We start from the raw sequence: 23610 nt of genomic DNA, 5'->3' as shown, positions 1-23610 counted from the left end.
GTAAGATGATCACATGCCCGCCAAGAGACCGCCCGTGCCCCTGTCCCGCGAGCGCATCATCGAGGCCGCGCTGCACATCGCCGACAGCCAGGGGCTGCGCCGCCTGACCATGCGCCGGCTGGGCGATGCCCTGCAGGTCGAGGCCATGGCCATCTACCACCATCTGCCCCGCGGCAAGGAGGCGCTGATGGACGCCCTGGCCGAGTACGTCACGGCCGTGCAGGTGGAGCAGGGCCCCACCTGGCAGGAGACGGCCAAGGCGTGGTGCCGGGCCAGCAGGGAGCTGCTGCGCGAGCACCCTGGCGTGCTGGCGCTGGCGCTGACCAAGCCACCCAAGGGCGCCACGGCCCTGGCCATCAGGGAGCAGGTCGAGCAGCTCTCCGACGGGGGCCTGGAGGGCGCCGACGAGGCCGTGCGCGCGCTGCGGGCCTTCGTGTTCGGCAGCGTGGCGGTCGAGGTACAGCAATCGGGGTGGGCCGACCCGGAAGTCGATGAATGGGTCAGGCGGGACGAAAGGGCGGATGTGGACTTCGAGCGCGGACTCGACGCTCTTCTCAAGGGATTGCAAACGTGATGCGCGTGTCGCGCTTGGACCGTTATCCTGCATAAGGCACGCTGTGTCGAAGGTCACACGGTCCAGGGATCCTCCTGTAACAGTCCGAACGGGCTATGTCGGAACGAGTGACATAGGTCGCACACTTGCCAGCACAACTACCCGAGCCGGCTCCCGCCCCTCCACAACGGGAGCATCCCACGAGATATCGGAGGCACGCCGATGTGCCCGCACGACCCGGCCTGTCCGGATGCCGAGGCGCCAGACCGCGAGGCGGCACGCACCCTCGCCTGCCACCCCGAGCAGGGGTGGAGTTTGCTCTGCAACGGAGTCGTCCTGTTCGAGGACACCGGCGAGCTCCTGCCCAGCGGCACCGTCATCGCACCGCACCGGCCCGTGGTCGGCGCCGCCTGACCGCTACGGCGAGCATCCTCGCCCGCGCGCGAAGCGACGTCCCGGCTACGCGTAGCGCATGATCCATTCGGCGACGACCTCGCCCACTCTGGCGGGGTCGCGCTTGAGGTCGTGGTTCTCCCCCGGCAGGACCACCAGCCTCGCGGCGTCCGCCGCGTCGGGGATCCCGAACGGGTCCCGATCCCCGTTGACCACCAGCACGTCCACCCCGGCCCCGCGCAGCTCCTCGGCCCTGGAACGCTCCGGCCGCCCCGGCGGGTGCAGCGGGAAGGCCAGCGCCACCACGGCCGCCGCGCCGACCGCCTTGGCCGTACGACACGCCACCCGCGCCCCGTTGCTCCGCCCGCCCTGCACGAGGGGCAGCCCGGACCTGCCCGCGCGCAGCTCGCGCAGGACGATCTCCCACGCCTCCTCCTGCTTGACCGCCGAGCCGGGTGCCCGCGCCCCCGCCACCCTGAACGCCTGCGTCACCCGCGCCACGCTGGCCCCGGCCGCGAGCGCGGCGTCGCGCACCGCCAGCAGGTCGGGAGCGTCCACTCCCCCGGCCGATCCGTGGGTCAGCACCAGCAGCAGCCGCGGGTCCGCGACCTCGTCGAGCTCCACCAGCGCCGGCCCCCGCGGCGTCATCACCTGCATGGCAGCACCGTACCTGGGGAGGATCGGGGCCTAGCCCTCAGGGCGGATGACGGCGCGCCGCGGGGCAGGGATGATTTTCCCTATGCCAGACAAACGCCTCCGGGATGATCTGCAGGCCACGCTCGAAGCGCGCCGCGATCTGGGCCCGGAGTACGAGACCGCGCTCATCGACTCGTTCGTCGAGCGGCTCGACGCCACGATCGCCGCGCGCGTGCGGGCTGAGCTGGATCATCAGGATCCCGTGCGGGCCGGGCGCCGCAACCAGAGCTCGCCGATGGTCCCGATCGTGCTGGGCTCGCTGGGCATCGGCGTGCCGCTGACGGCGATCGCGGCGAGCGCCGGCGGAGCGGGGCTGCTGGTGGCGTGGCTGTCGATCGTGCTGATCAACGTGGCCGCCGCCGCCGCGACCATGCGGCGCCCCTGAGGCGCCCCTGAGGCGCCCCTGGGATTCTCAGGCGTCGCGGTGGTAGCGCAGGCGCACCTCGGCGGCCAGCGTCTCGTCCTCGTGCTCCAGCCCGTAGGACCAGACCCGGCCGGCGTCCTCGGCCCGCCCGCGCAGCGGCAGCGTGCGGGCGAGCAGCTCGATCGCCAGCGCGCTGGTCTGCGCGTCGGCCCCGCCCTCGACGCTCTCGGCGAACTCGGCGCAGGCCAGCTCCAGATGCGCGATGCCGAGCTGGACCCGCAGCCCGGGCACCTCGTCCCCGGGTGCGAACTCCAGGGCGTCCAGGAGCACCTCGGCCGCCGCGCCGGGCTCGGCGTGCTCCATCATCAGCTCGGCGAGCTGGGCCGCGGCCTGCGCCCCGATCCGCTCCTCACCGGCCTGCGCGCCGGTCTCCATGGCGGCGCGGAACTCCTTCTCCGCCTCCTCCAGCTGCTCCGCCCGGGTGGCCAGCCGGGCCAGCGCGAGGTGGGCCAGCGGCACGTACGCGGCCGTGCCGACCCCCAGGACGGCCTGCCAGGCGGCCCTGGCCTGCTCGTCGCGGCCCTCCCGCTCGAACCCCTGGGCGAGGTGGCAGGCGGCCTGGGCGGCGTACTCGGGGTGGCCGGTGGCCAGCGCGGTCCTGGCGGCGGCCCTGGCCCCCTCGACGTCGCCGCGTTGTTCGAGCACCACGGCGAGGCCGACCCCGGCCTGCGCCCTGTCGGGCCCGTCGGGGTCGGCGACCAGCTCGCCGAGTATGCGGGCGGCGGCGTCGAGGTCACCGCGCTCGGCCAGCAGGCGGGCGGTGTCGAGGGGCGGGGTCTCCAGCTCTGAGGACGTCAAGAGAGCTCCTTGGGGCGGCAGTCGCACCGAGCCTAACGACTATTGGCGATCATGTCTGCTCACTTGACACCGAAGGACTGGCACGAGCCATGCCCCCTATCGGCGGGCGCACCCGGACCTGCCCGGACGCGTTCCGGGACAAGCCCGGCACGCGCGGGGCGCGGAGCCGCGCCTCGCGCGTGTCGGGGGTGCGGGCAGGCGGGCAGGCCGGGAGGTCAGTCCTCGTAGGCCTCGAGGGGCGGGCACGAGCACACCAGGTTGCGGTCGCCGTAGGCCTGGTCGATGCGGCGCACCGGCACCCAGTACTTGCCGTCGCGCAGCGACGGCAGCGGGTAGGCGGCCTCCGAACGGGTGTACGGGTGCGGCCACTCGTCGGCGCTGACGGACTCGGCCGTGTGCGGCGCGTTGCGCAGCGGGTTGTCCGTCTTGTCGTAGTCGCCGGAGGCCACCTTGGCGATCTCGCCGCGGATGGCGATCATGGCGTCGACGAACCGGTCGAGCTCGTTCAGGTCCTCGCTCTCGGTCGGCTCGATCATCAGGGTGCCGGCCACGGGGAACGACATGGTCGGCGCGTGGAAGCCGTAGTCGATGAGGCGCTTGGCCACGTCGTCCACGGTGACGCCGGTCTCCTTGGTGATCTGCCGCAGGTCGACGATGCACTCGTGCGCCACCAGGCCGCCGCGGCCGGTGTAGAGCACGGGGTAGTGCGGGGCCAGGCGCCTGGCCAGGTAGTTGGCCGACAGGATGGCCTGCTCGGTGGCCGCCGTGAGGCCGTCGGCGCCCATCATCCTGACGTACGCCCACGAGATCGGCAGGATGCCCGCCGAGCCGTACGGGGCCGCCGAGACGGGGCCGACGGGGGTGCCGTTGTGCAGCGGGTGGCCGGGCAGGTAGGCGGCCAGGTGGCCGCGGACCGCGACCGGGCCGACGCCGGGGCCGCCGCCGCCGTGCGGGATGCAGAACGTCTTGTGCAGGTTCAGGTGGGACACGTCGGCGCCGAACTCGCCCGGCTTGGCCAGCCCGACCAGGGCGTTGAGGTTGGCGCCGTCCACGTACACCTGGCCGCCGGCGTCGTGCACCTTGGCGCACACCTCGGTGATCGTCTCCTCGTACACGCCGTGCGTGGACGGGTACGTCACCATGATCGCCGCCAGCGCGTCGCGGTGCTTGTCGATCTTGGCGTCGAGGTCGGCCAGGTCCACGTTGCCGTCGCTGTCGCAGGCCACGACCACGACGCGCATGCCGGCCATGATGGCGCTGGCGGCGTTCGTGCCGTGGGCGGAGGACGGGATGAGGCACACGTCGCGCTCGCCGTGGCCGTTGGCGCGGTGGTAGGCGCGGATGGCCAGCAGCCCGGCGAACTCGCCCTGCGAGCCGGCGTTCGGCTGGATGGAGACGGCGTCGTAGCCGGTCACCTCGGCCAGCCAGCCCTCCAGCGTGCCGATCAGCTCCCGGTAACCCTCGGCCTGGTCGTCGGGCGCGTACGGGTGGACGGCGGCGAACTCCGGCCAGGTGATCGGCTCCATCTCGGTGGTCGCGTTCAGCTTCATCGTGCAGGAGCCGAGCGGGATCATCGAGCGGTCCAGCGCGATGTCCTTGTCCTGCAGCTTGCGCAGGTAACGCAGCATCGCGGTCTCGGAGCGGTGGCTGTGGAAGACCGGGTGGGTCAGGTACGGGCTCTCGCGCAGCAGGTCGGCGGGCAGCGCGTCGGGGGCGTCCTCCGGGGCCACCTCGGCGCTCACGCCGAACGCCGCCCACACCTTGGCCAGCTCGGCGGCGCCCGTCTTCTCGTCGCAGGCCACGGAGACGTGGTCGTCGTCCACCTGCCAGAGGTTGACGCCCCGCTCGGCGGCGGCGGCCACGACGGCGGCGGCCCTGCCGGGCACGCGGGCCAGCACCGTGTCGAAGAACTCGCCGTGCACGACCTCCACGCCGGCGCCGCGCAGCCCCTCGGCCAGGGCGGTGGCGTGGCGGTGCACCCGGTGCCCGATGCCGCGCAGGCCCTCGGGGCCGTGGTAGACGGCGTACATGCTCGCGATGACGGCGAGCAGCACCTGGGCGGTGCAGATGTTGCTGGTGGCCTTCTCGCGGCGGATGTGCTGCTCGCGGGTCTGCAGGGCCAGGCGGTAGGCGGGGTCGCCGTCGGCGTCCACGGAGACGCCGACGAGACGCCCCGGCAGCTGCCGCTGCAGGCCCTCCCGCACGGACATGTACGCGGCGTGCGGCCCGCCGAACCCGAACGGCACCCCGAACCGCTGCGAGGAGCCGATCGCGATGTCGGCGCCCAGCTCGCCGGGGGCGGCGACCAGCGTCAGCGCCAGCAGGTCGGCGGCGGCCACGACGAGCGCGCCCGCGTCGTGCGCGGCGGCGGCCACGGCGCGGAAGTCGCGCAGCCGCCCGGACGCGCCGGGGTACTGCACGAGCAGCCCGAAACACTCGGGCAGGTCACCGTCCAGATCGTGCTCCACCAGCGTGATGCCGAGCGGCTCCGCCCTGGTGGCCAGCACGGCCTTGGTCTGGGGCAGCGCGTCGGCGTCCACCACGAACACGTCGCTCTTCGACTTGCCCGCCCTGCGGGCCAGCGTCATGGCCTCGGCCGCGGCCGTGGCCTCGTCCAGCAGCGACGCGCCCGCGACGGGCAGGCCGGTGAGGTCGGAGACGACCGTCTGGAAGTTCAGCAGCGCCTCCAGGCGGCCCTGCGAGATCTCCGGCTGGTACGGGGTGTAGGCGGTGTACCAGCCCGGGTTCTCCAGCAGGTTGCGGCGGATGACGCCGGGCGTGACGGTGTCGTAGTAGCCCAGGCCGATCATGGAGGTGAGCACCCGGTTGCGCCCGGCCAGCGCGCGCAGCTCGGCGATGGCCTCGGCCTCGCCGATCGCGGCGGGCAGCTTGAGCTTGTCCTTGGCCCTGATGGCCTCGGGGACGGCCACCGCCACCAGGTCCGCGACGGATTCGAAGCCCACGGCCTCGAGCATGCGCTGCTGCTCGGACTCCGACGGGCCGATGTGCCTGGACGAGAACGGCGGAGCTGACAGATCGGTCATGGGGTTGTGCCTCCCGAGGCTTTCATGGAGACCGGCGCCAGGGCGCGGACGAGTGCCGGGTCTCCCCCTCTGTCAGCGCGGCCCCGCGATGTGCTTCGGCGCCACGACCTGAGAGCTTCACCCCCGGTGGGGCTTGCACCGTCGGTGAGGCGCGCCTGGCGGGTGCGCCTGCTTTCCAGAGTTGCCTCACCCGAGCGGTACTGGATGCCTGAGAGATTCCGGGGAGGGTTGCTCCTTCGGCGCCCCGGGACCAGGTGCCCGGGGACTCTCCCGCACGGGGTCGTCAGCCTTACTGTCCTAGATTACTACGGTAGGCCCCGGTAACCGCTCACCGGACCGCTTCCGGCCACCGGCGCGCCCCGTACGGGTGCCGGTGGCGGCCCGTGAAAGGGCGTCCGGGCACGTCAATTCGGGCACGTCAGGCCGGGCACGTCAGGCCGGAGCCGGGCACGGGAGCGCCTGGGAGTGCGGTGCGTGGGTGCGCTGGCACGACGGCCGGCGTGCGACGCCGGCCCGATCGGCCGGTGCGGCGGGTGCGGGAGCCCGGGCGGGTCAGCCCGGCGCGGGAGCCCGAGGTGGCCGGCGCGGTGGGCGCGGGCCCGATCTGCCGGCCACAGGCGCCAGGGCGGGTCGGCCGGGCACGGAGCCGGGTCGGCCGGTGCGGCGCGGGCCCGATCTGCGAGCGCGGGGGCCCGGGGCCGGGTCAGCCGGTGCGGCGGGCGCGGCGCCTGCGGGCCAGTTCGTCAGCGGGATGGTCGGCCGGGACGGTGTCCTCGACCGCCGCGCGTTCCCCCGGCAGCTCCGCGAGGGAGCCCTCGACCTCCCGCCAGACCCGCCCGAGCGCGATGCCGAACACGCCCTGGCCGCCCTGGAGCAGGTCGATCACCTCGTCGGCCGAGGTGCACTCGTAGACGCTGACACCGTCGCTCATGAGCGTGATCTGCGCGAGGTCGGCGACCCCGCGGTCACGCAGGTGCTGCACCGCCGTGCGGATCTGCTGCAGTGACACCCCGGTGTCGAGGAGCCGCTTGACGACCTTGAGCACCAGGATGTCGCGGAAGCTGTAGAGCCGCTGGGAGCCCGAGCCGTGCGCCGCCCTTATCGTGGGCTCAACCAGGCCCGTGCGCGCCCAGTAGTCGAGCTGCCTGTAGGTGATGCCGGCCGCGGCGCAGGCCGTCGGCCCGCGGTATCCGATGTCGCCCGGCAGCGTCGTCGGCTGCTCGTCGAAGAGCAGGCCCTGCTCCCCGGCACGCTGCCGCGCGCTCTCGCGCCGCACCGGATCTTCCTGGCCGGCCGTCTTTCCCTCGCCGCTGCTGACCGCCACGCGGACCTCCGGCTTTCTCTCATCCCGTGGCCTGATCTGGGGGTTCATGAAGGGCGACCACGGGTTTCACTTGCACCGTAGGACCGTGACCATGCTCAGTCAACGATCCGGCTCGGCGCGTCGTGAAGCGTAAATGCACTGAAATACCTACCCCGCCCTGCCGAAGTCCTCGGGAGTGATCGTGTCAAGGAACTCCCTGAACTTCTCCACCTCGTCCTCCTGGTCGTCCGGGATGATCACCCCGGCCTCCTGGACGACCTCCTCGCTGGCGAAGATTCGGGCCCCGGTACGCAAGGCGAGCGCGATCGAGTCGGACGGCCGCGCGCTCACCTCCACGCCGTTGGAGAAGACCAGATCGGCGAAGAAGATGCCGTCGCGCAGCGCGACGATGTTGACCGCCCGCAGGCCGACGCCCAGGGCGCTCAGCACGTCGCGGAAGAGGTCATGGGTGAGCGGCCGCGGCGGGGGCTCCTCCGCCTGGGCCAGCGCGATGGCCGTGGCTTCGGGCATGCCAATCCATATAGGAAGGAACCGCTCCCCGTGTGCCTCCTTGAGCAAGACGATCGGCTGATTTGTGGGCATTTCAACTCGAACGCCCACGACCTCCATCTGCAACACGGGCTGCTCCGTATTCCTGACCGGTCACCCGGCACAGCTCTTCGATCATCGCTTCTGCTGACTTGGCTTCGCAATTCAACGTAACACCCAGCGGGCCTGGAATGTGCCCCCGCCTCCCAGCTCGCTACGGTCTCAACGACCCAGGACCGATCGGACACCCGTGCGCACAAGGGACGCGTGCAGGTCGAGCAGCAGCGTGGAAAGTTCCCTGGCGACCTCGTCGGCCTCGCCGATGGCTCCCGGGCGGCGCCGCTTGAGTATGGGGGCGACCGTCTGCTCGACCAGACCGGCCTCCCGCTCGGCTGCCGCCTTGACCGCCCGCAGGTGGCGGGCGTGCAGGCCGAACCGGGCCAGGGCGCCCACGGTGCGGGCCACCTTGAGCGCCTCCTCGTCGTAGCGCCTGGCCACGGGGGCCAGCAGGCCGTAGTCCTCGAGCTCGGTGAGGGTCTCCTCGTCGATGCCGGCGGCCTCGAGCAGCTCGGCCCGGCTGAGCCTGGTCTCCTGCGGCTGCTGCAGGGCGCGCGGGCGGCCGAAGCTCTCGGCCATCCTGTCCTTGATCACCCGCAGCGGCAGGTAGTGGTCACGCTGCTCGGTGAGGATGAAGCGCAGCTGCTCCACGTGCAGGTGCGTGAACTTACGGTAGCCGGACGGGCTGCGCTCGGGCTCGATCAGCCCCTCGCCCTCCAAGAACCTGATCTTGGAAATCGTCACGTCGGGGAACTCGCCCTGCAGGAGCGCGAGCACCTCCCCGATGCTCATGTGCGAGCGTGCCGCCTGGGAGCTCATCCGGCCTCCCGCGAACGGCCGCCCGTCACCTTGAGTCGCTCACTGCGCCCGCTCATGCGCCGGAGTTGCCCCGCATCAGGAAGAGAAGGCGGAACTTGCCGATCTGCACCTCGTCTCCGGAGTGCAGGGGAACCTCCTCGATCCGCTCCCGGTTGACGTAGGTGCCGTTGAGGCTGCCCACGTCGCGCACGGAGAACTGGCCGCCGCGGTGGCGGTAGAACTCGACGTGGCGGCGGGAGACCGTGATGTCGTCGAGGAAGATGTCGCTCTCCGGATGGCGCCCGGTCGTGGTCAGGTCCTTGTCGAGCCGGAAACGGCTCCCCTGGTTGGGCCCCCGGGTCACCGTGAGCAACGCCGTGCCGGGCGGCAGCTGGTCGACCAGCGCCCGCTCGGCCAGGAGCATGTCGCCTGTCTCAGCCTCGTACGCCTCGATTCCCGCGACGGAGATCGTCGATGTGGTGTCCCCGGAGACCTCGGGTCTGGTCAGCGGTGACCCACAGCGGGAACAGAAACGGGCATCCTCGGGGTTGGCGTGCCCGCACTGCGTGCAGTAGACGCTCGGCATCGATCGGCTCGGCCTCCTACCGCGAAGACGCGGCGACGGTGCTCAGGGCGCGCCTCGCTTCGCTTTTTCACGTTTGCGAATGCCGCAACTTACGCTGATCAGCGGCAAAGGTCAAGGCGGGGCGCTGCACGTTGGTTTGGACGCAGACAAAGTTACCGCCGCCGCCGCCCCGTGGTCCATGCCGCCGCGCGTTTCTACATTACGATCTTGCGGCACTCCCCGGGCACATCTTCGGCAAACCCTTTCCGATCACAGCGTGTGACGCTATCACCCCGCGGCCTGTTCCACGATCCGGGCCCAGCGTTCGATGAGCGCCTGGGCGCCGTCCACGTCCCCGGCCTCGGCCCACAGGTCGGTGACGGGCTCGGCGGCGGCGGGCAGCACCAGCACCCAGCTCCCGTCGTCGCGGATCACGCGCACGCCGTCCGTGGTGTCGATGCGGTGCCCCCCTGCCTCGGCCTCGGCCGCCTCGATGACCGAGCGCATGACGGCGCCCTTGGCCGCCCACGGCGTGGGCACGGTGCGCTTGAGCAGCTTGACCTCGGGGATCCTGGCGTCGATCTGGCTGAGCGACAGCCGGGTGCGGGCGACCAGGCCGAGCAGGCGGATGAACGCGGCCAGCCCGTCGATCGCGGGGCTGAACTCCGGCACGACGAAGCCGCCGCGCCCGTCGGCCGCGAAGATCATGTCGGGGCCGGCGGCGGCCGAGGTGAGGGCGTCCTGCGCGGTGGAGGTCCACTGCACCTGCACGCCGTGGAAGCGGCACACCTGCTCGGCGACGCGGGTCGTGGTGACCGGCAGCGCCACCTGCCCGCCCCTGCGCTCGGCGGCGACGAGGTCGAGCACGACGAGCAGCGCCCGCTCCTCGCTGATGAGCTGCCCCTTCTCGTCCACCAGGCCGATGCGCTCGCCGACCGGGTCGAACCGCACGCCGAACGCCGCCCGCGAGCTGCTGACCAGCTCCGACAGGCGTTGCAGGTCGCGGCGGCGCTCGGCGAGCGTCTCGGTGGGCGAGACCTCGTCGAGGCGGGCGTTGACGGTGAGCACCTCGACGCCGACCCGGCCGAGCAGGGTGGGCAGCACCAGCGAGGAGGTACCGCCCGCGCAGTCGACGACGACCTTCATGTCCCGCACGCCGCCGACGCCGACGTTGCGCAGCAGCTCGTAGGTGTAGTCCTCGAAGGCCCTGGCCGGGTAGGCCAGCCCGGCGATCTCACCGGGGAACGCGCGGCGGAACTCCTGCCGGGAGAAGACCCGCTCCAGCTTGCGCTGCGCGGCCGGCGGCAGGTCGGCGCCGCGGTCGTCCATGATGACGATGTCCACGCTCTGCGGATCCCCGGGCGTGGTGCGCAGCGCGATGCCGCCGGCGGCCGATTCGCGGGCGGTGTGGAAGCGGGTGACGGGCAGCGGGGCGGCCTCGAGGTCGAGCACGTTGATGGCGCCCGCGGTGAGCGCGCCGATGACGGCCCGCTTCAGCGCCCTGGCGGCCAGGGAGCAGTCGCGGGAGGTGACGACGTACTCGCCCTTCCTGAGGGTGGTGGCGTACGCGCTGGCCAGGCGCACGCACAGCTCGGCCGTGATCTCGACGTTGACCAGGCCGCTGACGCCGCGCGGGCCGAACAGGTTGCGCTGGCCGCGCGACTCCCAGATGACGCTGGTGTTGACGACCGCGCCGGCCTCGATGGTCTTGAACGGGTAGACCCTGACGCCGCTGGAGACGTAGGCCTCGGCCTCGATGACGCATTCGTCGCCGATGACGGCGTTCTCCTCGATGCGGGCGCCGGCCATCACGTCGGTGCTCTTGCCGATGACGCAGCCGCGCAGGTGGGCGCCGGGGCCGAGGTAGACGTTGTCGTGGACGACCGCGCGGTGCAGGAACGCGCCCTCGCGGACGACCACGTTGTTGCCGAGCACGGTGTACTCGCGCAGCTCGGCGCCCGCCTCCACCTTGGCGTACTCGCCGATGAGCAGCGGGCCCTTGAGCACGGCGTCGGGGTCCACCGAGGCCGAGTCGGCCACCCAGACGCCCGGGGAGACCTCGAAGCCGCCGATGTCCAGCTCGACCTTGCCCGACAAGGCGTCCGCCTGGGCCTTGAGGTAGCTGTCGTGGGTGCCGACGTCCTCCCAGTAGCCGTCGGCGACGTATCCGTAGATGGCGGCGCCGCGCTCCAGGAGGGCGGGAAACACGTCGGAGGACCAGTCGACGGGCTCGCCGGGCGCGACGGCGTCGAGGACCTCGGGTTCCATGACGTAGATGCCGGTGTTGACGGTGTCGGAGAAGACCTGGCCCCAGGTGGGCTTCTCCAGGAAGCGCTGCACGCGGCCCTCTTCGTCCACGATGATGATCCCGAATTCGAGGGGGTTCGGGACGCGTTTGAGGCCGATCGTGACAAGGGCCCCATTTTCCCGGTGAAAACGGATCATGTCGGATAAATCGATATCCGTCAGGGCGTCTCCGGAGATCACCAGAAATCGATCGTCGCGCAGGCGGTCGGCGGCGTTCTTGACGCTGCCGGCCGTGCCGAGCGGGATGTCCTCGGTGGCGTACTGGAGGCTCATGCCCAGTTCGTCACCGTCGCCGAAGTAGTTGCGCACGAGCGCGGCCAGGAACTGGAGCGTCACCACCGTCTCGGTGATGCCGTGCCGCTTGAGCAGGCGCAGCACGTGCTCCATGATCGGGCGGTTGGCCACCGGGAGCAGGGGTTTGGGCTGGTTGGCGGTCATGGGACGCAGCCGAGTGCCCTCCCCGCCCGCCATGACGACCGCCTTCACCCGATCACCCCTTCTTGGCCGCGGTTACGAGTTGGCGCACCTGTACCACATACAGCACCCCCGCCCACCAGTACAGGCCCGTTCCCCAGAGCGCGAAGGCCCACCCGACAATCCGGGCTATTTCGGCATACCACCCAGAGTGGGAGGCAAGGAAGAGGAGAGGGAAGGCGTACATGAGGTTGAACATGGCGGCCTTGCCCAGGAAATGCACTTGAAGTGCCTTATACCCGTATTTGCGAAGTACGGGGAAGAAACTCGCGACCAAGAGTTCACGCCCGAGGATGACCACGACCAGCCACCACGGGATGACCTCGCGCAGCAGGAGGGCGAAGATGGTGGCGAAGACGTAGAGCTTGTCCGCCGCCGGGTCGATGAGCCGGCCGAGCCTGCTGATCTGGTTGAACGCCCGGGCGATCTTTCCGTCGAGCCAGTCCGTGAAACCGGCCACCGCCAGGACCCCGATGGCCCAGCCGTCAGCCTGGGGCACGAGAACCAGCCAGAGGAACACGGGGACGCCCAGGAGGCGCAGGAAGCTCAGCAGGTTAGGAACCGTCCAGATCCGGTCCTCGGCGGAAGTTTCGCTCACGCAGCAGACCCTACTGCGTGAACTGCGACGCAGCGCTCGCCTCCCGCCCCCGCTTCTCCAGGCCATACACCCGAGGCGGGGCACGCACCCGGGGCGGGGCGGGGCGCGCTGCGCGGGCACGCCGCAGGAGGCCACCGCGAGGCGGCCCTGGGGACGAGCTACCCGGCCTCCGGGCAGCGGGATCAGGTGCGGAGGAAGGAGTGGGTGCGGCCGATCTCCTCGAAGCCGAGCCGCCCGTAGAAGTGGCGCGGCCAGTCGCCCGCGTCGGCCACCAGGAAGATCAGCTCGGCCTCGGCGGCCTCGGCCAGCAGCGCGCTCATCAGGGCCCGGGCGTGCCCCTTGCCCCGGTGCTCCTCGCCGGTGAAGACGCTCTCGATCTGGGCGACCCCGCCGTGCACGTACAGGTCGGCGCGGGCGGCGAGCTCGCCGGACGGGGCGCGCACGCCGCGGAAGCCCACCGTGCCGGCGCCGCGCAGCCGGGACTCCACCCGCCTGGCGAGCCCGTCGATCACCTCGTCGGGAGCCTGGGGCAGCGTACGGCGCCAGTCGCGCCGCAGCACCGGCTCCAGCTCCGCGAGCGTGAGCCGCTCGGCCGGCGGCGGATCGGCCGGGATCCTCCCGCGGAAGGCCATGACGAGGTTCGTCTCGTGCTCGTAGCCCGCGGCGGCGAACGCGGGCGCGCACGCCGTGCCGAGCCGGTCGTCGTCCACGCACACGAGCCGGTGGTCGCGCCCGGCCAGCACCTCGTCGGCCGCCGCCATCAACCGCCCGGCCAGCTCCTGGACGCCGGCCGCCGGACCCTCCTCGCCGGCCGCCGTGACGATCAGCTTGTTGTCGTCGTACGAGCCGGGGAAACGCTCGTCGAGCACCCCGAACCCGCCCTCCACCGGCACCACCACGGGCGCCCTGCGCCGGGCGAAGCCCTGCAGGAAGGCCAGGGCCCGCGCCAGGTCCGCCGCCGCGCCGCCGCGCTCCAGCGCCGGCCCGCGGGCCGCCTCATCCACGGACGCTCCGCAGGAACTCCTCGATCAGGCGAGAGTCCTTCACCCCCGGCGAGCTCTCCACGCCGCTGGAGACGTCGACCCCCCACGGGCCGGCGGCCTCGATCGCCTCGCGCACGTTGCCGGGGGCCAGGCCGCCCGCCAGCATCCACCGCCCGGACGCCCGGCCGCGCACCGCGGACCAGTCCCACTGCCGGCCGGAGCCCGCGTGGGGCGCGTCCACCAGGAGCAGGTCCTCGTCGTAGGCGCCGCACCGCAGGTCGGCCTGGGCGTCGACGGCTCTGATGAGGGTGACGCCGAGGTCCTTCAGCGCGGTGAAGTCGCCGTGCGGGTGCCTGCCGTGGAGCTGGACGGCGCGCACGCCGGAGGCCAGCGCCGCCGCGCGGACCGTCTCCGGGTCCTCGCCGCGGAAGACGCCGACGGTGAGCACGTGGTCGGGCACCCGCGCGGCCAGCTCGGCGGCCCGCTCGGGGGTGATCCGGCGCGGGCTGCTGGTCATGACGAACCCGATCGCGTCGGCCCCCGCTTCGACGGCGGTGGCCACGTGCCCGGGCTCGCTCAGCCCGCAGATCTTCACATACACGTCTCCGACCTTAGCGGCGGCGGGCGGCTGCCGGTGACCACGCCCACACCAGCACGGCGGTGATCAGCCCGAACAGGGTCACCCCGGCCGGCAGGTGCGCCCCGAGCCACAGCCAGGTGACGTGCTGGAGCCCGCCGACCAGGAACAGCGCGAGGCTGGCCAGCGCGGGCCAGCCGGCGCCGCGTCCCGGCCGCCAGACCAGCACGGCCAGCACGATCTGGACGAGGGCGACGAGGTGCACGGCCATGCCGGCCAGCAGGTGCGCCTCGATCATCGACTCCGACTCCACCGCCTGGCCGGCGAAGGAGGCGGCCACGAGCAGCGCCGCCGCCTGGGCGGTGACGGCCAGGCGCAAGCTGTAGAGGAGACCGGAGGAGACCCGGCCCGCCGGCCGGGGCATGGTGACGGTGTCGCGCACGGCCATGAATGGGTCCTTTCGCCGAAGGTGAAGGACCATATGGTCGCGGCGGGCCCCGCCGGGGGTCGTCAGCCTGCCGGATGACTCGCCGGTACGCCCGGCGGCGGACCTCAGCCGCCGCGCGGCTGGCGTACGGGCCGGAAGGAGGCGTCCACGAGGCCGGTGCGGTGGGCGACGACGGCGGCCTGGATGCGGTTGCGCAGGCCCAGCTTCTCCATCGCGGCGGCGATGTGCGTCTTGACCGTCGTGACGCCGACGTGCAGCTCCTCGGCGATCTCGGCGTTGGACAGGCCGGTGCCGACCAGGGCCAGCACCTCCAGCTCGCGCTCGGTCAGCCCCGGCGGGGCGGCGGGGGCGGCCTGCTCCTCGGCGGCCAGGAAGCGCTCGACGACCCGGCGCAGCACGGAGGGAGCCAGGAGCTGCTCGCCGGCCGCGGCCCTGCGCACGGCGTCGACCATGCGCTCCGGCTCGTCGTCCTTGACCAGGAACCCCACGGCGCCGGCGCGCAGGGCGGCGTAGACGTTGCCGTCCTCGGCGAACGTGGTCAGCACCACGATCCTGGTGCCGGGCCGGGCGGCCAGCACGCGCTTGATCGCCTCCAGGCCGTCGACCCTGGGCATGCGCAGGTCCATGAGGATCACGTCGGGCAGGTGGCGCTCGGCCAGTCGGACGGCCTCGGCGCCGTCCTCCGCCTCGCCCACAACCTCCATGTCGCCCGTGGCCTGCAGCAGCATGCGCACGCCCGCGCGGACGAGCGCCTGGTCGTCGGCCACCAGCACGCGGATCATGCGGCGCTGCCCGGGGAGAGGCGGGTGTGGGTGGGCAGGTGGGCGGCCAGCAGCCAGCCGCCCTCGCCGTCGGGCCCGGCGCTGAGGGTGCCACCGAGGGTGCGTACGCGCTCGCGCATGCCGGCCAGGCCGCGCCCGGAGGAGGGCAGCCGCTCGATGGCGGTGGGCGGGCGGCCGTTGCGGATCTCGACGTCCAGACCCTCCTCGGAGGGCGTCACGGATACGCGGACCCGGGTGCCGGGGCCTGCGTGTTTGAGCACGTTCGTCAGTCCTTCCTGGACGATGCGGGCCGCTGAGGTGCGGGCGATGAGGGGCGCCTGGTCGGTGGCCGGGTCGAGGTCGAGGTCGACGACGAGGCCGGCGGCGGCCATGCGCTCGGCGGACTCGCGTACGACGTCGGCGGGGTTGGCCAGCAGGTCGGGCTGGCGGTCGGGGTCGCGCAGCAGGTCGAGCAGGTCGCGCAGGTCCTGCAGCACCTGGTGGCCGGTCTCCCGGATGTCGTTGAGCGCGTCGGCGACGGGCCCGTCGGGGGCGGCGTAGCGGGCGGCGCTGGCCCGCAGCACCATGGCGCCGACGTGGTGGGCGACGATGTCGTGCACGTCGCGGGCGATGCGCTCGCGCTCGGCGAGCTGGTCGGCGCGCACCTGGGCGACGGCGGCGCGGGCGGCCTCCTCGGCGACCAGCTTCTCGGTGGCCGCGGCCTCCCTGCGCACGCCCAGGTAGCGGCCGATCGCGATGGGCGTGGCGACCAGCGTCATGAGCACCCCCACGCGGAACGGCGTGATCTCGGTGTCGTCGCCGACGACGGCGATCGCGGTGAGCAGGCAGCCGGTCACGTACGCGGCCACCGTCCACGCCCAGGACACCACTCTCATGGCGAAGACGCCAATGGCGATGAGGGTGAGGATCACGCACGTGTTGACGGCGTCGTTCAGGTAGGTGTCGGCGGAGACCAGCAGCACGCCCTGCAGGAGGAAGACCAGGCCGGGCAGCCGCCTGGCGACGCCCAGCGACAGGCCGCCCACCACGGCGAGCAGGCCGACCACCCAGACGGGCTGGGCGCCGGAGTGCCAGGTGGTCCACGTGCTCAGCACGGTGATCGCCACGCCGCCCGCCGCGAGCAGCGCGTCGGGGGTGACCTCGCGCTCCTCGAGGCGCTCGGCCGAGCTGCGCAGGTACGAGCCCAGCACGGCGGGGAAGACGGGCAGCAGGATGGAGTACATCCACATGTTGCCGGTGAGCGCGACCCCCGGGTCGGCGATGTTGAACGCGGTCGCGAAGATCGACGCGGCAACGGCGACCGCGGTGGCGCGCACCTTCGAGCTGTATCCGGCCACGCCCAGCGACACGCAGACGAGGATCTGGGCGGTGTTGGAGGTGAACGAGCCGAGCTGGTCGGTGACGAACAGGGCGGTCGCGAGGTAGAGGCTGACGAGGACCGGCCAGCGGCGCACCAGCCCCATGGGCAGGCCGACCAGCAGGGCCATGGGGATGTTCATCTCGGCAGGCAGGTACTCTGTGTCTCCCGCGTGCGCCGTGGTGAGCAGGTCGAGACCCACTCCAGAGGCCGCGAGCAGGACATCGAGCGGCACACCACGCCAACGCATGCACACACCGTATCCGCCCCGCCGGACGAGCCCGGTCCTCCTGGCGGAGGAGCGCGCCTCCTCCAAGTGGCCGGAGGTCCGCCCGGACGGCGGAGCGATCACACGCGATCACGGCCTAGGTTCGGTTCATGCCCAACGACACCGCACTGTTCCTCGGACAGTTCCTGCGCAACCCCACGGCGATCGGCGCGCTCGCGCCGAGCTCGCGGCACCTGGCCGCGGCCGTCTGCGCGCCGGTCCCGGAGAAGGGCGAGCCGATCGTCGTCGAACTCGGGCCGGGTACCGGCCCGTTCACCGCGGAGATCCAGCAGCGGCTGGGCGGGCGCGGTCACCATCTGGCCGTCGAGCTGAACGAGCCGATGGCCCGGCTGCTGGCCGAGCGGTTCCCGAAGGTGGACGTGGCGAACGAGGACGCCACGCGCCTGAGCAAGCTGCTGGCCGACCGCGGGCTGAGAATGGCGGACGTGGTCGTGAGCGGGCTGCCGTGGGCGGCGTTCCCCGACCAGTTGCAGCGCGAGCTGCTCGATGCCGTGACGGGGGCGATGAACCCGGGAGCGGCGTTCACCACGTTCTCCTACATCCACGCCATCCCGCTCAGCTCGGCGCGGCGCTTCCGTGCGCTGCTGGCGGAGCGGTTCGAGGAAGTGGTGCAGGGGCGTACGGTGTGGCGGAACACTCCGCCGGCCTTCGTGTTCCACGCCCGCCGTCCCCGGTAGGTCCGGGTCCGGAGAGGGGCGGGGAGCCCGGCCGCCCGATTGGCGCCGAAATCGGGCGGGCCACGCCTGTAAGCGGGGAGCTGGTTGCTCAACCCCTCGCGGCGCGGGCACTCGGACCGCCCCGCGGCTTTCCCGCGACGGTAGCCGCGCTGGATGACCTCCTCCCCCCGTCGTCGTCCTCCGTGAAGCCCGACTACCCGAGGCCGGGGGAAGCATTCGTCCCGCGCGCGGATCCTGGCCCGGCCGAAGTCCCGGGGCCGGTTCCGCGCGGCACGCGGGCCCGGATCAGCCGAGGCCGGGGGCCGGTTTCGCGCGGCACGCGGGCCCGGATCAGCCGAAGGCCGGGGGGCGTTTCTCGCGCAGCGCGCGCACGCCCTCGGCCGCGTCGGGGCCGGTGAAGCCGAGGAACTCCATGGCGAGCGAGGCGTCGAAGGCGGGGCCGGCCAGGCGCAGCCAGTTGTTGAGCGAGTACTTGGTGAGCCTGATCGCCTCCTGGGCGCCGGCGGCGAGCCGGACGGCGATCTCCATGGCCTTGTCGTGCACCTGGTCGTCGTCCACGCACAGGCTGACCAGCCCCATCCGCTCGGCCTGCGCACCGGTGACGGGCTCGCACAGCAGCAGGTGGTACTTGGCCTTGGCCATGCCGCACAGCAGCGGCCAGATGATCGCGGCGTGGTCGCCGGCCGCGACGCCGAGCCTGGTGTGGCCGTCGATGATCCTGGCGGTACGGCCCGCCACGGAGATGTCGGCCAGCAGCGCGACCGCCAGCCCCGCGCCGACGGCCGGGCCCTGGATGGCGGAGACGACCGGCTTGGAGCAGTTGAGCACGTTGTAGACGATGTCGCGGGCCTCGGCGAACACGCGCAGCCGCGTGGCGTGGTCGCGCATCATCTCCTCGATCATGGACAGGTCGCCGCCCGCCGAGAACGCCCGGCCCTCTCCCCTGACCACGATCGCGCGCACGCTCTCGTCGCGGTTGGCGTCGCGCCAGACCTCGCCCAGCTCGCGGTGGGCGGTCGCGTCCACGGCGTTGAGCCGGGCCGGCTCGCTGATCGTGATCCGCAGCACGCCCTCGGCCGGGGTGTCGAGCTGGAGCTTGGTGTAGGCGTCCATCACAGGTGCTCCCGCAGCCGCTCCGCGACGTACTCGCGGGCCTCGATCGCCTGGTCGAACAGGCCGGGCAGGACGTAGAAAGCGTGCACCGCACCCTCGAACCTGCGCAGGTCGACCGGCACGCCCGCCTCGGCCAGGCGGGCGGCGTAGCGCTCGCCCTCGTCCCTGAGCACGTCGCAGCCGGCCGTCACGACGGTGGCGGAGGCCAGGCCGGACACGTCGGGCAGGCGCAGCGGGGACAGCCTCGGGTCGGCCGGGTCGGCGCCGGGCGCGTACTGGCGGGCGAACCAGGCCATCTCCTCGGCGTCCAGGCCGAAGCCCTTGGCGAACTCGGCGTAGCTGGGGGTGTCCATGGCCACGTCGAGCACCGGGTAGACGAGCACCTGGTGGGCCAGCCGCAGGCCGGCGTCGCGGGCCTGCCAGGCGGCCACGGCGGCCAGGTTGCCGCCGGCGCTGTCGCCGCTCACCGCGACGCTGCCGTTGCACTGGTAGAAGGCGGGCCTGGCGAAGATGTCGCGCACGACCGTCCAGGCGTCGTCGGCGGCGGCCGGGAACGGATGCTCGGGCGCCAGCCGGTAGTCGACCGAGACCACCACCGCGCCCGTGCGGATGGCCAGGTCGCGGGCGGCCGCGTCGTTGCGCTTGACGCTGCCGAGCACCCAGCCGCCGCCGTGGAAGTAGACCACGACCGGCAGCGGGTCGTCGCCGGGGTCGGCGCGGTAGATGCGGATGGGGACGCCCTCGGCCTCCTCGTCGCGCACGAACGGCAGCTTCGTCTGCGGCCCGCGAAAGGCCGCGAAGGCGTCCTGCGCGCGCATCTGCCTGATCGCGTCCAGATCGAGCGCGGCCAGGTCGGCGTTCAGATCCGATGGGTACCGGGCGAGGTACTCCCGCGCCTGGGGGTGCAGCGGCATGATCGCAGCCTAGCGGGCCGCCTCGATGAACGCATCGAAGAGCCGGTTGTCGGCGCTCCTTTCCGGGTGCCACTGGACGCCGACGCCGAACCGGTGTCCCTGCAGCTCGATGCCCTCCACGATCTGGTCCTCGGCCCAGGCCACGGCCAGCAGGCCGGAGCCCAGGCGGCGTACGGACTGGTGGTGCGGGGCGCTGGCCTCGACGCGATCGCCGACCGCCTTGCCGAGCTTGCTGGAGACGCTGACCTGGATCGTGTGGCCGCCGTCCGACTCGGCGTGCCGGTCGCTGTCGAGCACGTCGGGCAGCCACGGGATCAGCGTGCCGCCCTGGGCGACGTTGAGCACGTGCATGCCCCTGGCGATGGCCAGGATGGGCACGTCGGCGCGTACCGCCGCCCTGGCCAGGGCCAGCTCGAACCGGTCGCGCTGCGCCTGCGGCTCGTGGACCCGTTCGTCCTGCTCGCCGCTGTAGGTGTCGGCCCCCACCTCGACGCCGCCGGCCAGGACGACGCCTTTCAGGCCGCGGACGTAGTCGTCCACTGCGCTGGGGGCCAGGGGCGGCAGCACCACCGGCGCGCCCCCTGCCCGCCCGACCGCCTTGGCGTAGGAGGGCGGCGCGAGCACGGCCTCCCGCACCCAGTCGCCCCAGCGGGCTGCTTCGAAGTAGGCGGTGATGCCGATCAGCGGTCGGGACATGCGATCTCCAGGGGGCATGGTGGAGTCGGGCGGCCGCCGGCTTCGGACTCCCGGTGACGGCCCCATGCCCCATCATGGCGCACTCCCTTTCCGATATGTCACCCCTCCCGAAGATCCCTTGCCTCCCCGCGCACGGGCTTTCCGCGATTCGCCCCGTGCCGTCGCCGGCGGCGAGGCTCGCCGCGCCGGGGGGACGCCCCACCGCGGTCGCCGGCGCGCCCGCCGGCCGTGCCCGTCCGCCGCGCCCGCTCGACCCGCAGAATACGAATATTATTTATCTTCGCCTTTCTCGACCGAAACTGCGCGAAATTGGTGGGAATCGGTTGTGACGCGTCATCAGTGGTGTAAGACTCAATTTTGAGCGCACGGGAATGGCCGGGGAGGGCCCCGCGCTCGCGACCCGGACTGTCAGGGAGGTGCAGGTCGAGACCGGAATGCGTTTCCGGTCAAAGGTGGGGCTGGATAGATGTCGTTGAATCCGCGTCTGGTCAAGGAGAGTTTCTCCGTCGTCGAACCCATGGCCGACAAGGCGACGGCCTACTTCTACGGCCGCTTGTTCGCCGAGAATCCACAGTTACGAGGCATGTTCCCGCCCGCCATGGACGTCCAGCGGGATCGGTTGTTCGGAGCGCTGACCCGGATCGTGTGGAGCCTGGACAGCCCGGACAGCCTGGCGGCCTTCCTCGGGCAGCTCGGCAGGGACCACCGCAAGTACGGCGTGATCGCGGAGCACTACACGGCCGTGGGCAACGCCCTGCTGGCCACGATCCGCCGGTTCGCGGCCGACGTCTGGAACCACGAGATCGAGGCGGCGTGGGTGTCGGCGTACACGGCGGCCGCCAACCTCATGATCGAGTCGGCCGAGTCGGACTCGGGGGTCTCCCCCGCCTGGTGGCTGGCCGAGGTCATCGACCACGAGATGCGTCACCGGGACATCGCGGTGCTCACGCTGCGGCCCACGCAGCGCCTGCCGTTCACGCCTGGCCAGTACGTCAACGTGCAGACGGCGCGCTGGCCGCGCGTGTGGCGGACGTTCTCCATCGCGAACGCGCCGCGCCCGGACAACACGATCAGGCTGCACGTGCGCTCGGTGCCCGGCGGCTGGGTCTCGACCACGCTGGCCGGCCACACCCGGGTCGGCGACACGCTCATGCTGGGCCCGCCGATGGGTACGATGGCGCCGCGCGAGCACAGCGTGCGCGACATGCTGTGCGTGGCCGGCGGCACCGGCCTGGCGCCGCTGAAGGCGATCATCGAGTCCGTCATCGCCTCAGGCCGCCGCCCCAACATCCACCTGCTGTACGGCGCCCGCACGGCCGCCGAGCTGTACGACCTGCCGGACCTGATCAGGATGGAGGCGGCCTTCCCCTGGCTGAGGGTGCTGCCGGTGGTGTCGGACCAGCCCTCCTACGACGGCATGCGCGGCAGCCTGCCCGAGGTGACGCGGCGCTTCCACTCGTGGGCCGAGCACGACGTGTACGTGTGCGGCCCGTCCTCGATGGTCAACGAGACCGTGCGCAACCTGCAGATCGACGGCGTGCCGCTGGCGCGGATCCACCGGGACATCATCCACGGCGAACACTGACCTGCCCGCCGCGAGAAGGGGCGGGTTGCAGATCGGGAGGTTGACAGCGGGCGCTGGACGGTGCCAAGTGGATGTTGACACGCCATGTGAGGTGAAACGTGCCATCGCCCGCCCGGCGCCGAGTAATCGGCGGACTCGTCACCGTCGTCACCGCGACCCTGCTGTTATCCCCGCCCCCCACCGCGGCGGCGGGAACGGCCTCGGAGGCCGTGCCGCTGACCGAGCTGGCGTCGGACGCGTACGCCAACAGCACCGCCCAGTACGGCACCTCGGCCGGGCCCGACACCTACCAGTGGGACTCGACGATCGTGACCGCCCAGCAGGCGGGCCGCTTCCACGACGGAGGGGCGTCCGGCATCACGTTCGCGACGTCCACCGACAACGGCGGCACCTGGACGAAGGGCACGCTGCCCGCGATCACGGCGTTCGGCGGCGGCCCGTACGGGCGGGTCAGCGACCCGTCGGCGGCCTTCGACGCCGAGCACGGCGCCTGGCTGATCACCTCGCTCGCGCTCACCGACGCGGGCGGGGTCACCGGGGCGGCGGTGCTGACCAGCCGCTCCACCGACGGCGGCCTGACCTGGAGCACGCCGGTCACCACCGCCACCGGCGGCGACCTGGACAAGAGCTGGGCCGTCTGCGACAACGGCGCGGACAGCGCGTTCCGCGGCACCTGCTACGCGGTCTTCGACGACCACGCCGCGGGCAACGCGATCAAGGTCGCCCGCTCGACGGACGGCGGCCTGACCTGGGCCGTGACCGGCACCTCCGCCAACGGCCTGGGCGGGCAGCCGGTGGTACGGCCGGACGGCGCCGTGGTGGTGCCGTACCTGAGCGAGGGCGGCGAGATCCGCTCCTTCCGCTCCCGTGACGGCGGCGCGAGCTGGGGCGAGAGCGTGCTGGTCTCGCGGGTGCAGCGGCACACGGTCGCGGGCGGGCTGCGGGCCGCGCCGCTGCCGTCGGCCGAGGTGGACGCGGCCGGCACCGTGTACGTCGTCTGGCAGGACTGCCGCTTCCAGGTGCGGTGCGCGGGCAACGACATCGTGCTGAGCACGTCGGCCAACGGCACCCGGTGGGGCGAGGCGCTCCGGGTCACCGAGGACGGCGGCGACCACTTCATCCCCGGCCTCGGCGTGGACCGCGAGAGCTCCGGCGGCGACTCGGGCAAGGGGGCGCGGCTCGCGCTGGCCTACTACCGCTACCCCGACGCCGCCTGCGCGCCCGCCACCTGCCGTCTCACGGTCGCCTACACCTCCTCCACGAACGGCGGCGCGAGCTGGTCGCCGCCGCTGGAGCTGCACGCGGGCATGGCGCTGGACTGGCTGGCGAACAGCACGCAGGGCCGCACGGTGGGCGACTACATCTCCACCTCGGTGGTGCCGGGCGGCGGCGCCTTCCCGGCGTTCGCGGTGGCGGGGGCGCCGGCGGGCGGGGCGTTCAACGTACGGACGCACACGGTCACGGGCGGCTTGCCGATCACGGGCGGGGAGCCGCCCACCATCGCCATCGAGGCGGCCGTCGCCAGCGGCGAGCCCCCGGCGGGCGCGTCCGCGACCGCCCGCTGACGGCCCTCTCCCCCGGCGGAGCGCGTCCTGGCCTCCCGGCGTGCGCGTCCCCCTGGCGACCCGCC

At 72.5% G+C, this 23610-nt stretch carries 23 protein-coding genes and 1 riboswitch; of the genes, 6 read left to right on the top strand and 17 right to left on the bottom strand.

Translation table 11 applies throughout. The features are described 5' to 3' along the window. Positions 1–13: 13 nt before the first annotated feature. Both AB0I79_RS38270 and AB0I79_RS38265 read left to right on the top strand, forming a co-directional pair. Positions 14–574 (top strand): TetR/AcrR family transcriptional regulator C-terminal domain-containing protein, encoded by a 561-nt coding sequence (locus tag AB0I79_RS38270; RefSeq protein ID WP_357884277.1) that lies wholly within the window; start codon positions 14–16, stop codon positions 572–574. A 201-nt stretch (positions 575–775) separates the two neighbouring features. Next, positions 776–967: a DUF5999 family protein gene (locus tag AB0I79_RS38265; RefSeq protein WP_090931239.1), complete on the top strand. Its 192-nt coding sequence runs from the start codon at positions 776–778 to the stop codon at positions 965–967. Positions 968–1012: 45 nt separating this feature from the next. Here the strand turns inward: AB0I79_RS38265 and AB0I79_RS38260 are convergent, their stop codons facing one another. Next, entirely contained in the window at positions 1013–1603 is a 591-nt protein-coding gene (locus AB0I79_RS38260) for an alpha/beta family hydrolase (RefSeq protein ID WP_357884275.1), read from the bottom strand. A gap of 82 nt (positions 1604–1685) precedes the next feature. On the opposite strand from AB0I79_RS38260, the gene AB0I79_RS38255 reads away from it, so the two are divergent. After that, on the top strand, positions 1686–2027 hold the full coding sequence (locus tag AB0I79_RS38255) for a hypothetical protein (protein ID WP_357884273.1): 342 nt from the start codon (positions 1686–1688) through the stop codon (positions 2025–2027). Positions 2028–2054: 27 nt separating this feature from the next. On the opposite strand, the gene AB0I79_RS38250 is transcribed toward AB0I79_RS38255, so the two are convergent. From AB0I79_RS38250 to AB0I79_RS38190, 13 genes are all read right to left on the bottom strand, one after another. Continuing rightward, the gene (locus AB0I79_RS38250; protein WP_357884271.1) at positions 2055–2864 is read right to left on the bottom strand and encodes a hypothetical protein; all 810 of its coding nucleotides are present in this window, start codon (positions 2862–2864) and stop codon (positions 2055–2057) included. Positions 2865–3079: 215 nt separating this feature from the next. Further along, on the bottom strand, positions 3080–5908 hold the full coding sequence (gene gcvP, locus AB0I79_RS38245; protein WP_357884269.1) for an aminomethyl-transferring glycine dehydrogenase: 2829 nt from the start codon (positions 5906–5908) through the stop codon (positions 3080–3082). A 185-nt stretch (positions 5909–6093) separates the two neighbouring features. Further along, positions 6094–6191, bottom strand: a riboswitch (glycine riboswitch). Positions 6192–6611: 420 nt separating this feature from the next. Further along, positions 6612–7232 carry a MerR family transcriptional regulator gene (locus AB0I79_RS38240; protein ID WP_155127945.1) on the bottom strand — a complete coding sequence of 207 codons (621 nt, stop codon included), beginning with the start codon at positions 7230–7232 and terminating at the stop codon, positions 6612–6614. A 147-nt stretch (positions 7233–7379) separates the two neighbouring features. Continuing rightward, complete coding sequence (locus AB0I79_RS38235) at positions 7380–7850, bottom strand: bifunctional nuclease family protein (protein WP_185105941.1); 471 nt, start codon at positions 7848–7850, stop codon at positions 7380–7382. A 132-nt stretch (positions 7851–7982) separates the two neighbouring features. Then, positions 7983–8636 carry a MerR family transcriptional regulator gene (locus AB0I79_RS38230; protein ID WP_357884266.1) on the bottom strand — a complete coding sequence of 218 codons (654 nt, stop codon included), beginning with the start codon at positions 8634–8636 and terminating at the stop codon, positions 7983–7985. Positions 8637–8688: 52 nt separating this feature from the next. After that, positions 8689–9201: an FHA domain-containing protein gene (locus AB0I79_RS38225; protein ID WP_357884264.1), complete on the bottom strand. Its 513-nt coding sequence runs from the start codon at positions 9199–9201 to the stop codon at positions 8689–8691. A 267-nt stretch (positions 9202–9468) separates the two neighbouring features. Further along, positions 9469–11973 (bottom strand): mannose-1-phosphate guanyltransferase, encoded by a 2505-nt coding sequence (locus tag AB0I79_RS38220; RefSeq protein WP_357884262.1) that lies wholly within the window; start codon positions 11971–11973, stop codon positions 9469–9471. 4 nt (positions 11974–11977) lie between these two features. Continuing rightward, positions 11978–12559 (bottom strand): CDP-alcohol phosphatidyltransferase family protein, encoded by a 582-nt coding sequence (locus AB0I79_RS38215; protein ID WP_357884260.1) that lies wholly within the window; start codon positions 12557–12559, stop codon positions 11978–11980. Positions 12560–12741: 182 nt separating this feature from the next. Then, complete coding sequence (locus tag AB0I79_RS38210; RefSeq protein ID WP_357884258.1) at positions 12742–13563, bottom strand: GNAT family N-acetyltransferase; 822 nt, start codon at positions 13561–13563, stop codon at positions 12742–12744. After that, the gene (locus tag AB0I79_RS38205) at positions 13556–14143 is read right to left on the bottom strand and encodes a phosphoribosylanthranilate isomerase (RefSeq protein ID WP_357884256.1); all 588 of its coding nucleotides are present in this window, start codon (positions 14141–14143) and stop codon (positions 13556–13558) included. Before AB0I79_RS38205 ends, AB0I79_RS38210 begins: the two co-directional genes overlap by 8 nt. A 10-nt stretch (positions 14144–14153) precedes the next feature. Beyond that, positions 14154–14567, bottom strand: coding sequence for a hypothetical protein (locus AB0I79_RS38200; RefSeq protein ID WP_357884254.1), 414 nt, complete (start codon positions 14565–14567; stop codon positions 14154–14156). A gap of 104 nt (positions 14568–14671) precedes the next feature. Continuing rightward, complete coding sequence (locus tag AB0I79_RS38195; RefSeq protein ID WP_080040284.1) at positions 14672–15349, bottom strand: response regulator transcription factor; 678 nt, start codon at positions 15347–15349, stop codon at positions 14672–14674. Next, the gene (locus AB0I79_RS38190; protein WP_357884252.1) at positions 15346–16956 is read right to left on the bottom strand and encodes a histidine kinase; all 1611 of its coding nucleotides are present in this window, start codon (positions 16954–16956) and stop codon (positions 15346–15348) included. The genes AB0I79_RS38195 and AB0I79_RS38190 overlap by 4 nt, the downstream gene beginning before the upstream one ends. Positions 16957–17084: 128 nt before the next feature. Here AB0I79_RS38190 and AB0I79_RS38185 point away from each other — a divergent pair, with 128 nt between their 5' ends. Next, a complete protein-coding gene (locus AB0I79_RS38185; protein ID WP_357884250.1) occupies positions 17085–17672 on the top strand; it encodes a methyltransferase domain-containing protein in 588 nt (195 codons plus the stop codon). A 330-nt stretch (positions 17673–18002) separates the two neighbouring features. On the opposite strand, the gene AB0I79_RS38180 is transcribed toward AB0I79_RS38185, so the two are convergent. From AB0I79_RS38180 to AB0I79_RS38170, 3 genes are read right to left on the bottom strand one after another with little or no spacing between them, the layout of a single operon-like run. Beyond that, positions 18003–18785, bottom strand: a complete 783-nt coding sequence (locus AB0I79_RS38180) for an enoyl-CoA hydratase/isomerase family protein (RefSeq protein ID WP_357884248.1) — start codon at positions 18783–18785, stop codon at positions 18003–18005. After that, entirely contained in the window at positions 18785–19699 is a 915-nt protein-coding gene (locus AB0I79_RS38175; RefSeq protein WP_357884246.1) for an alpha/beta hydrolase, read from the bottom strand. Before AB0I79_RS38175 ends, AB0I79_RS38180 begins: the two co-directional genes overlap by 1 nt. 9 nt (positions 19700–19708) lie before the next feature. Next, positions 19709–20395, bottom strand: coding sequence for a gamma-glutamyl-gamma-aminobutyrate hydrolase family protein (locus tag AB0I79_RS38170; protein ID WP_357884244.1), 687 nt, complete (start codon positions 20393–20395; stop codon positions 19709–19711). A gap of 466 nt (positions 20396–20861) precedes the next feature. Here AB0I79_RS38170 and AB0I79_RS38165 point away from each other — a divergent pair, with 466 nt between their 5' ends. Together AB0I79_RS38165 and AB0I79_RS38160 are read left to right on the top strand one after the other, a co-directional pair. After that, entirely contained in the window at positions 20862–21980 is a 1119-nt protein-coding gene (locus tag AB0I79_RS38165; RefSeq protein WP_357884242.1) for a globin domain-containing protein, read from the top strand. 98 nt (positions 21981–22078) lie between these two features. Beyond that, positions 22079–23545, top strand: coding sequence for a sialidase family protein (locus AB0I79_RS38160; RefSeq protein WP_357884240.1), 1467 nt, complete (start codon positions 22079–22081; stop codon positions 23543–23545). Positions 23546–23610 lie beyond the last annotated feature (65 nt).

The sequence above is a fragment of the Nonomuraea sp. NPDC050202 genome (assembly GCF_040656115.1).
Taxonomy (GTDB): Bacteria; Actinomycetota; Actinomycetes; order Streptosporangiales; family Streptosporangiaceae; genus Nonomuraea.
The sequence above is the reverse complement of the archived record's forward strand: the minus strand, read 5'-3'. Positions and strand labels throughout refer to the sequence as shown.

Excerpts from the sequence above, each read along its gene's own strand:
- AB0I79_RS38195 (WP_080040284.1), bottom strand. The coding sequence starts at position 15,349 with ATGATCCGCGTGCTGGTGGCCGACGACCAGGCGCTCGTCCGCGCGGGC.
- AB0I79_RS38270 (WP_357884277.1), top strand. The coding sequence starts at position 14 with ATGCCCGCCAAGAGACCGCCCGTGCCCCTGTCCCGCGAGCGCATCATC.
- AB0I79_RS38190 (WP_357884252.1), bottom strand. The coding sequence starts at position 16,956 with ATGCGTTGGCGTGGTGTGCCGCTCGATGTCCTGCTCGCGGCCTCTGGA.
- AB0I79_RS38225 (WP_357884264.1), bottom strand. The coding sequence starts at position 9,201 with ATGCCGAGCGTCTACTGCACGCAGTGCGGGCACGCCAACCCCGAGGAT.
- AB0I79_RS38170 (WP_357884244.1), bottom strand. The coding sequence starts at position 20,395 with ATGTCCCGACCGCTGATCGGCATCACCGCCTACTTCGAAGCAGCCCGC.
- gcvP (WP_357884269.1), bottom strand. The coding sequence starts at position 5,908 with ATGACCGATCTGTCAGCTCCGCCGTTCTCGTCCAGGCACATCGGCCCG.
- AB0I79_RS38200 (WP_357884254.1), bottom strand. The coding sequence starts at position 14,567 with ATGGCCGTGCGCGACACCGTCACCATGCCCCGGCCGGCGGGCCGGGTC.
- AB0I79_RS38265 (WP_090931239.1), top strand. The coding sequence starts at position 776 with ATGTGCCCGCACGACCCGGCCTGTCCGGATGCCGAGGCGCCAGACCGC.
- AB0I79_RS38230 (WP_357884266.1), bottom strand. The coding sequence starts at position 8,636 with ATGAGCTCCCAGGCGGCACGCTCGCACATGAGCATCGGGGAGGTGCTC.
- AB0I79_RS38175 (WP_357884246.1), bottom strand. The coding sequence starts at position 19,699 with ATGCCGCTGCACCCCCAGGCGCGGGAGTACCTCGCCCGGTACCCATCG.
- AB0I79_RS38255 (WP_357884273.1), top strand. The coding sequence starts at position 1,686 with ATGCCAGACAAACGCCTCCGGGATGATCTGCAGGCCACGCTCGAAGCG.
- AB0I79_RS38260 (WP_357884275.1), bottom strand. The coding sequence starts at position 1,603 with ATGCAGGTGATGACGCCGCGGGGGCCGGCGCTGGTGGAGCTCGACGAG.
- AB0I79_RS38180 (WP_357884248.1), bottom strand. The coding sequence starts at position 18,785 with ATGGACGCCTACACCAAGCTCCAGCTCGACACCCCGGCCGAGGGCGTG.
- AB0I79_RS38185 (WP_357884250.1), top strand. The coding sequence starts at position 17,085 with ATGCCCAACGACACCGCACTGTTCCTCGGACAGTTCCTGCGCAACCCC.
- AB0I79_RS38165 (WP_357884242.1), top strand. The coding sequence starts at position 20,862 with ATGTCGTTGAATCCGCGTCTGGTCAAGGAGAGTTTCTCCGTCGTCGAA.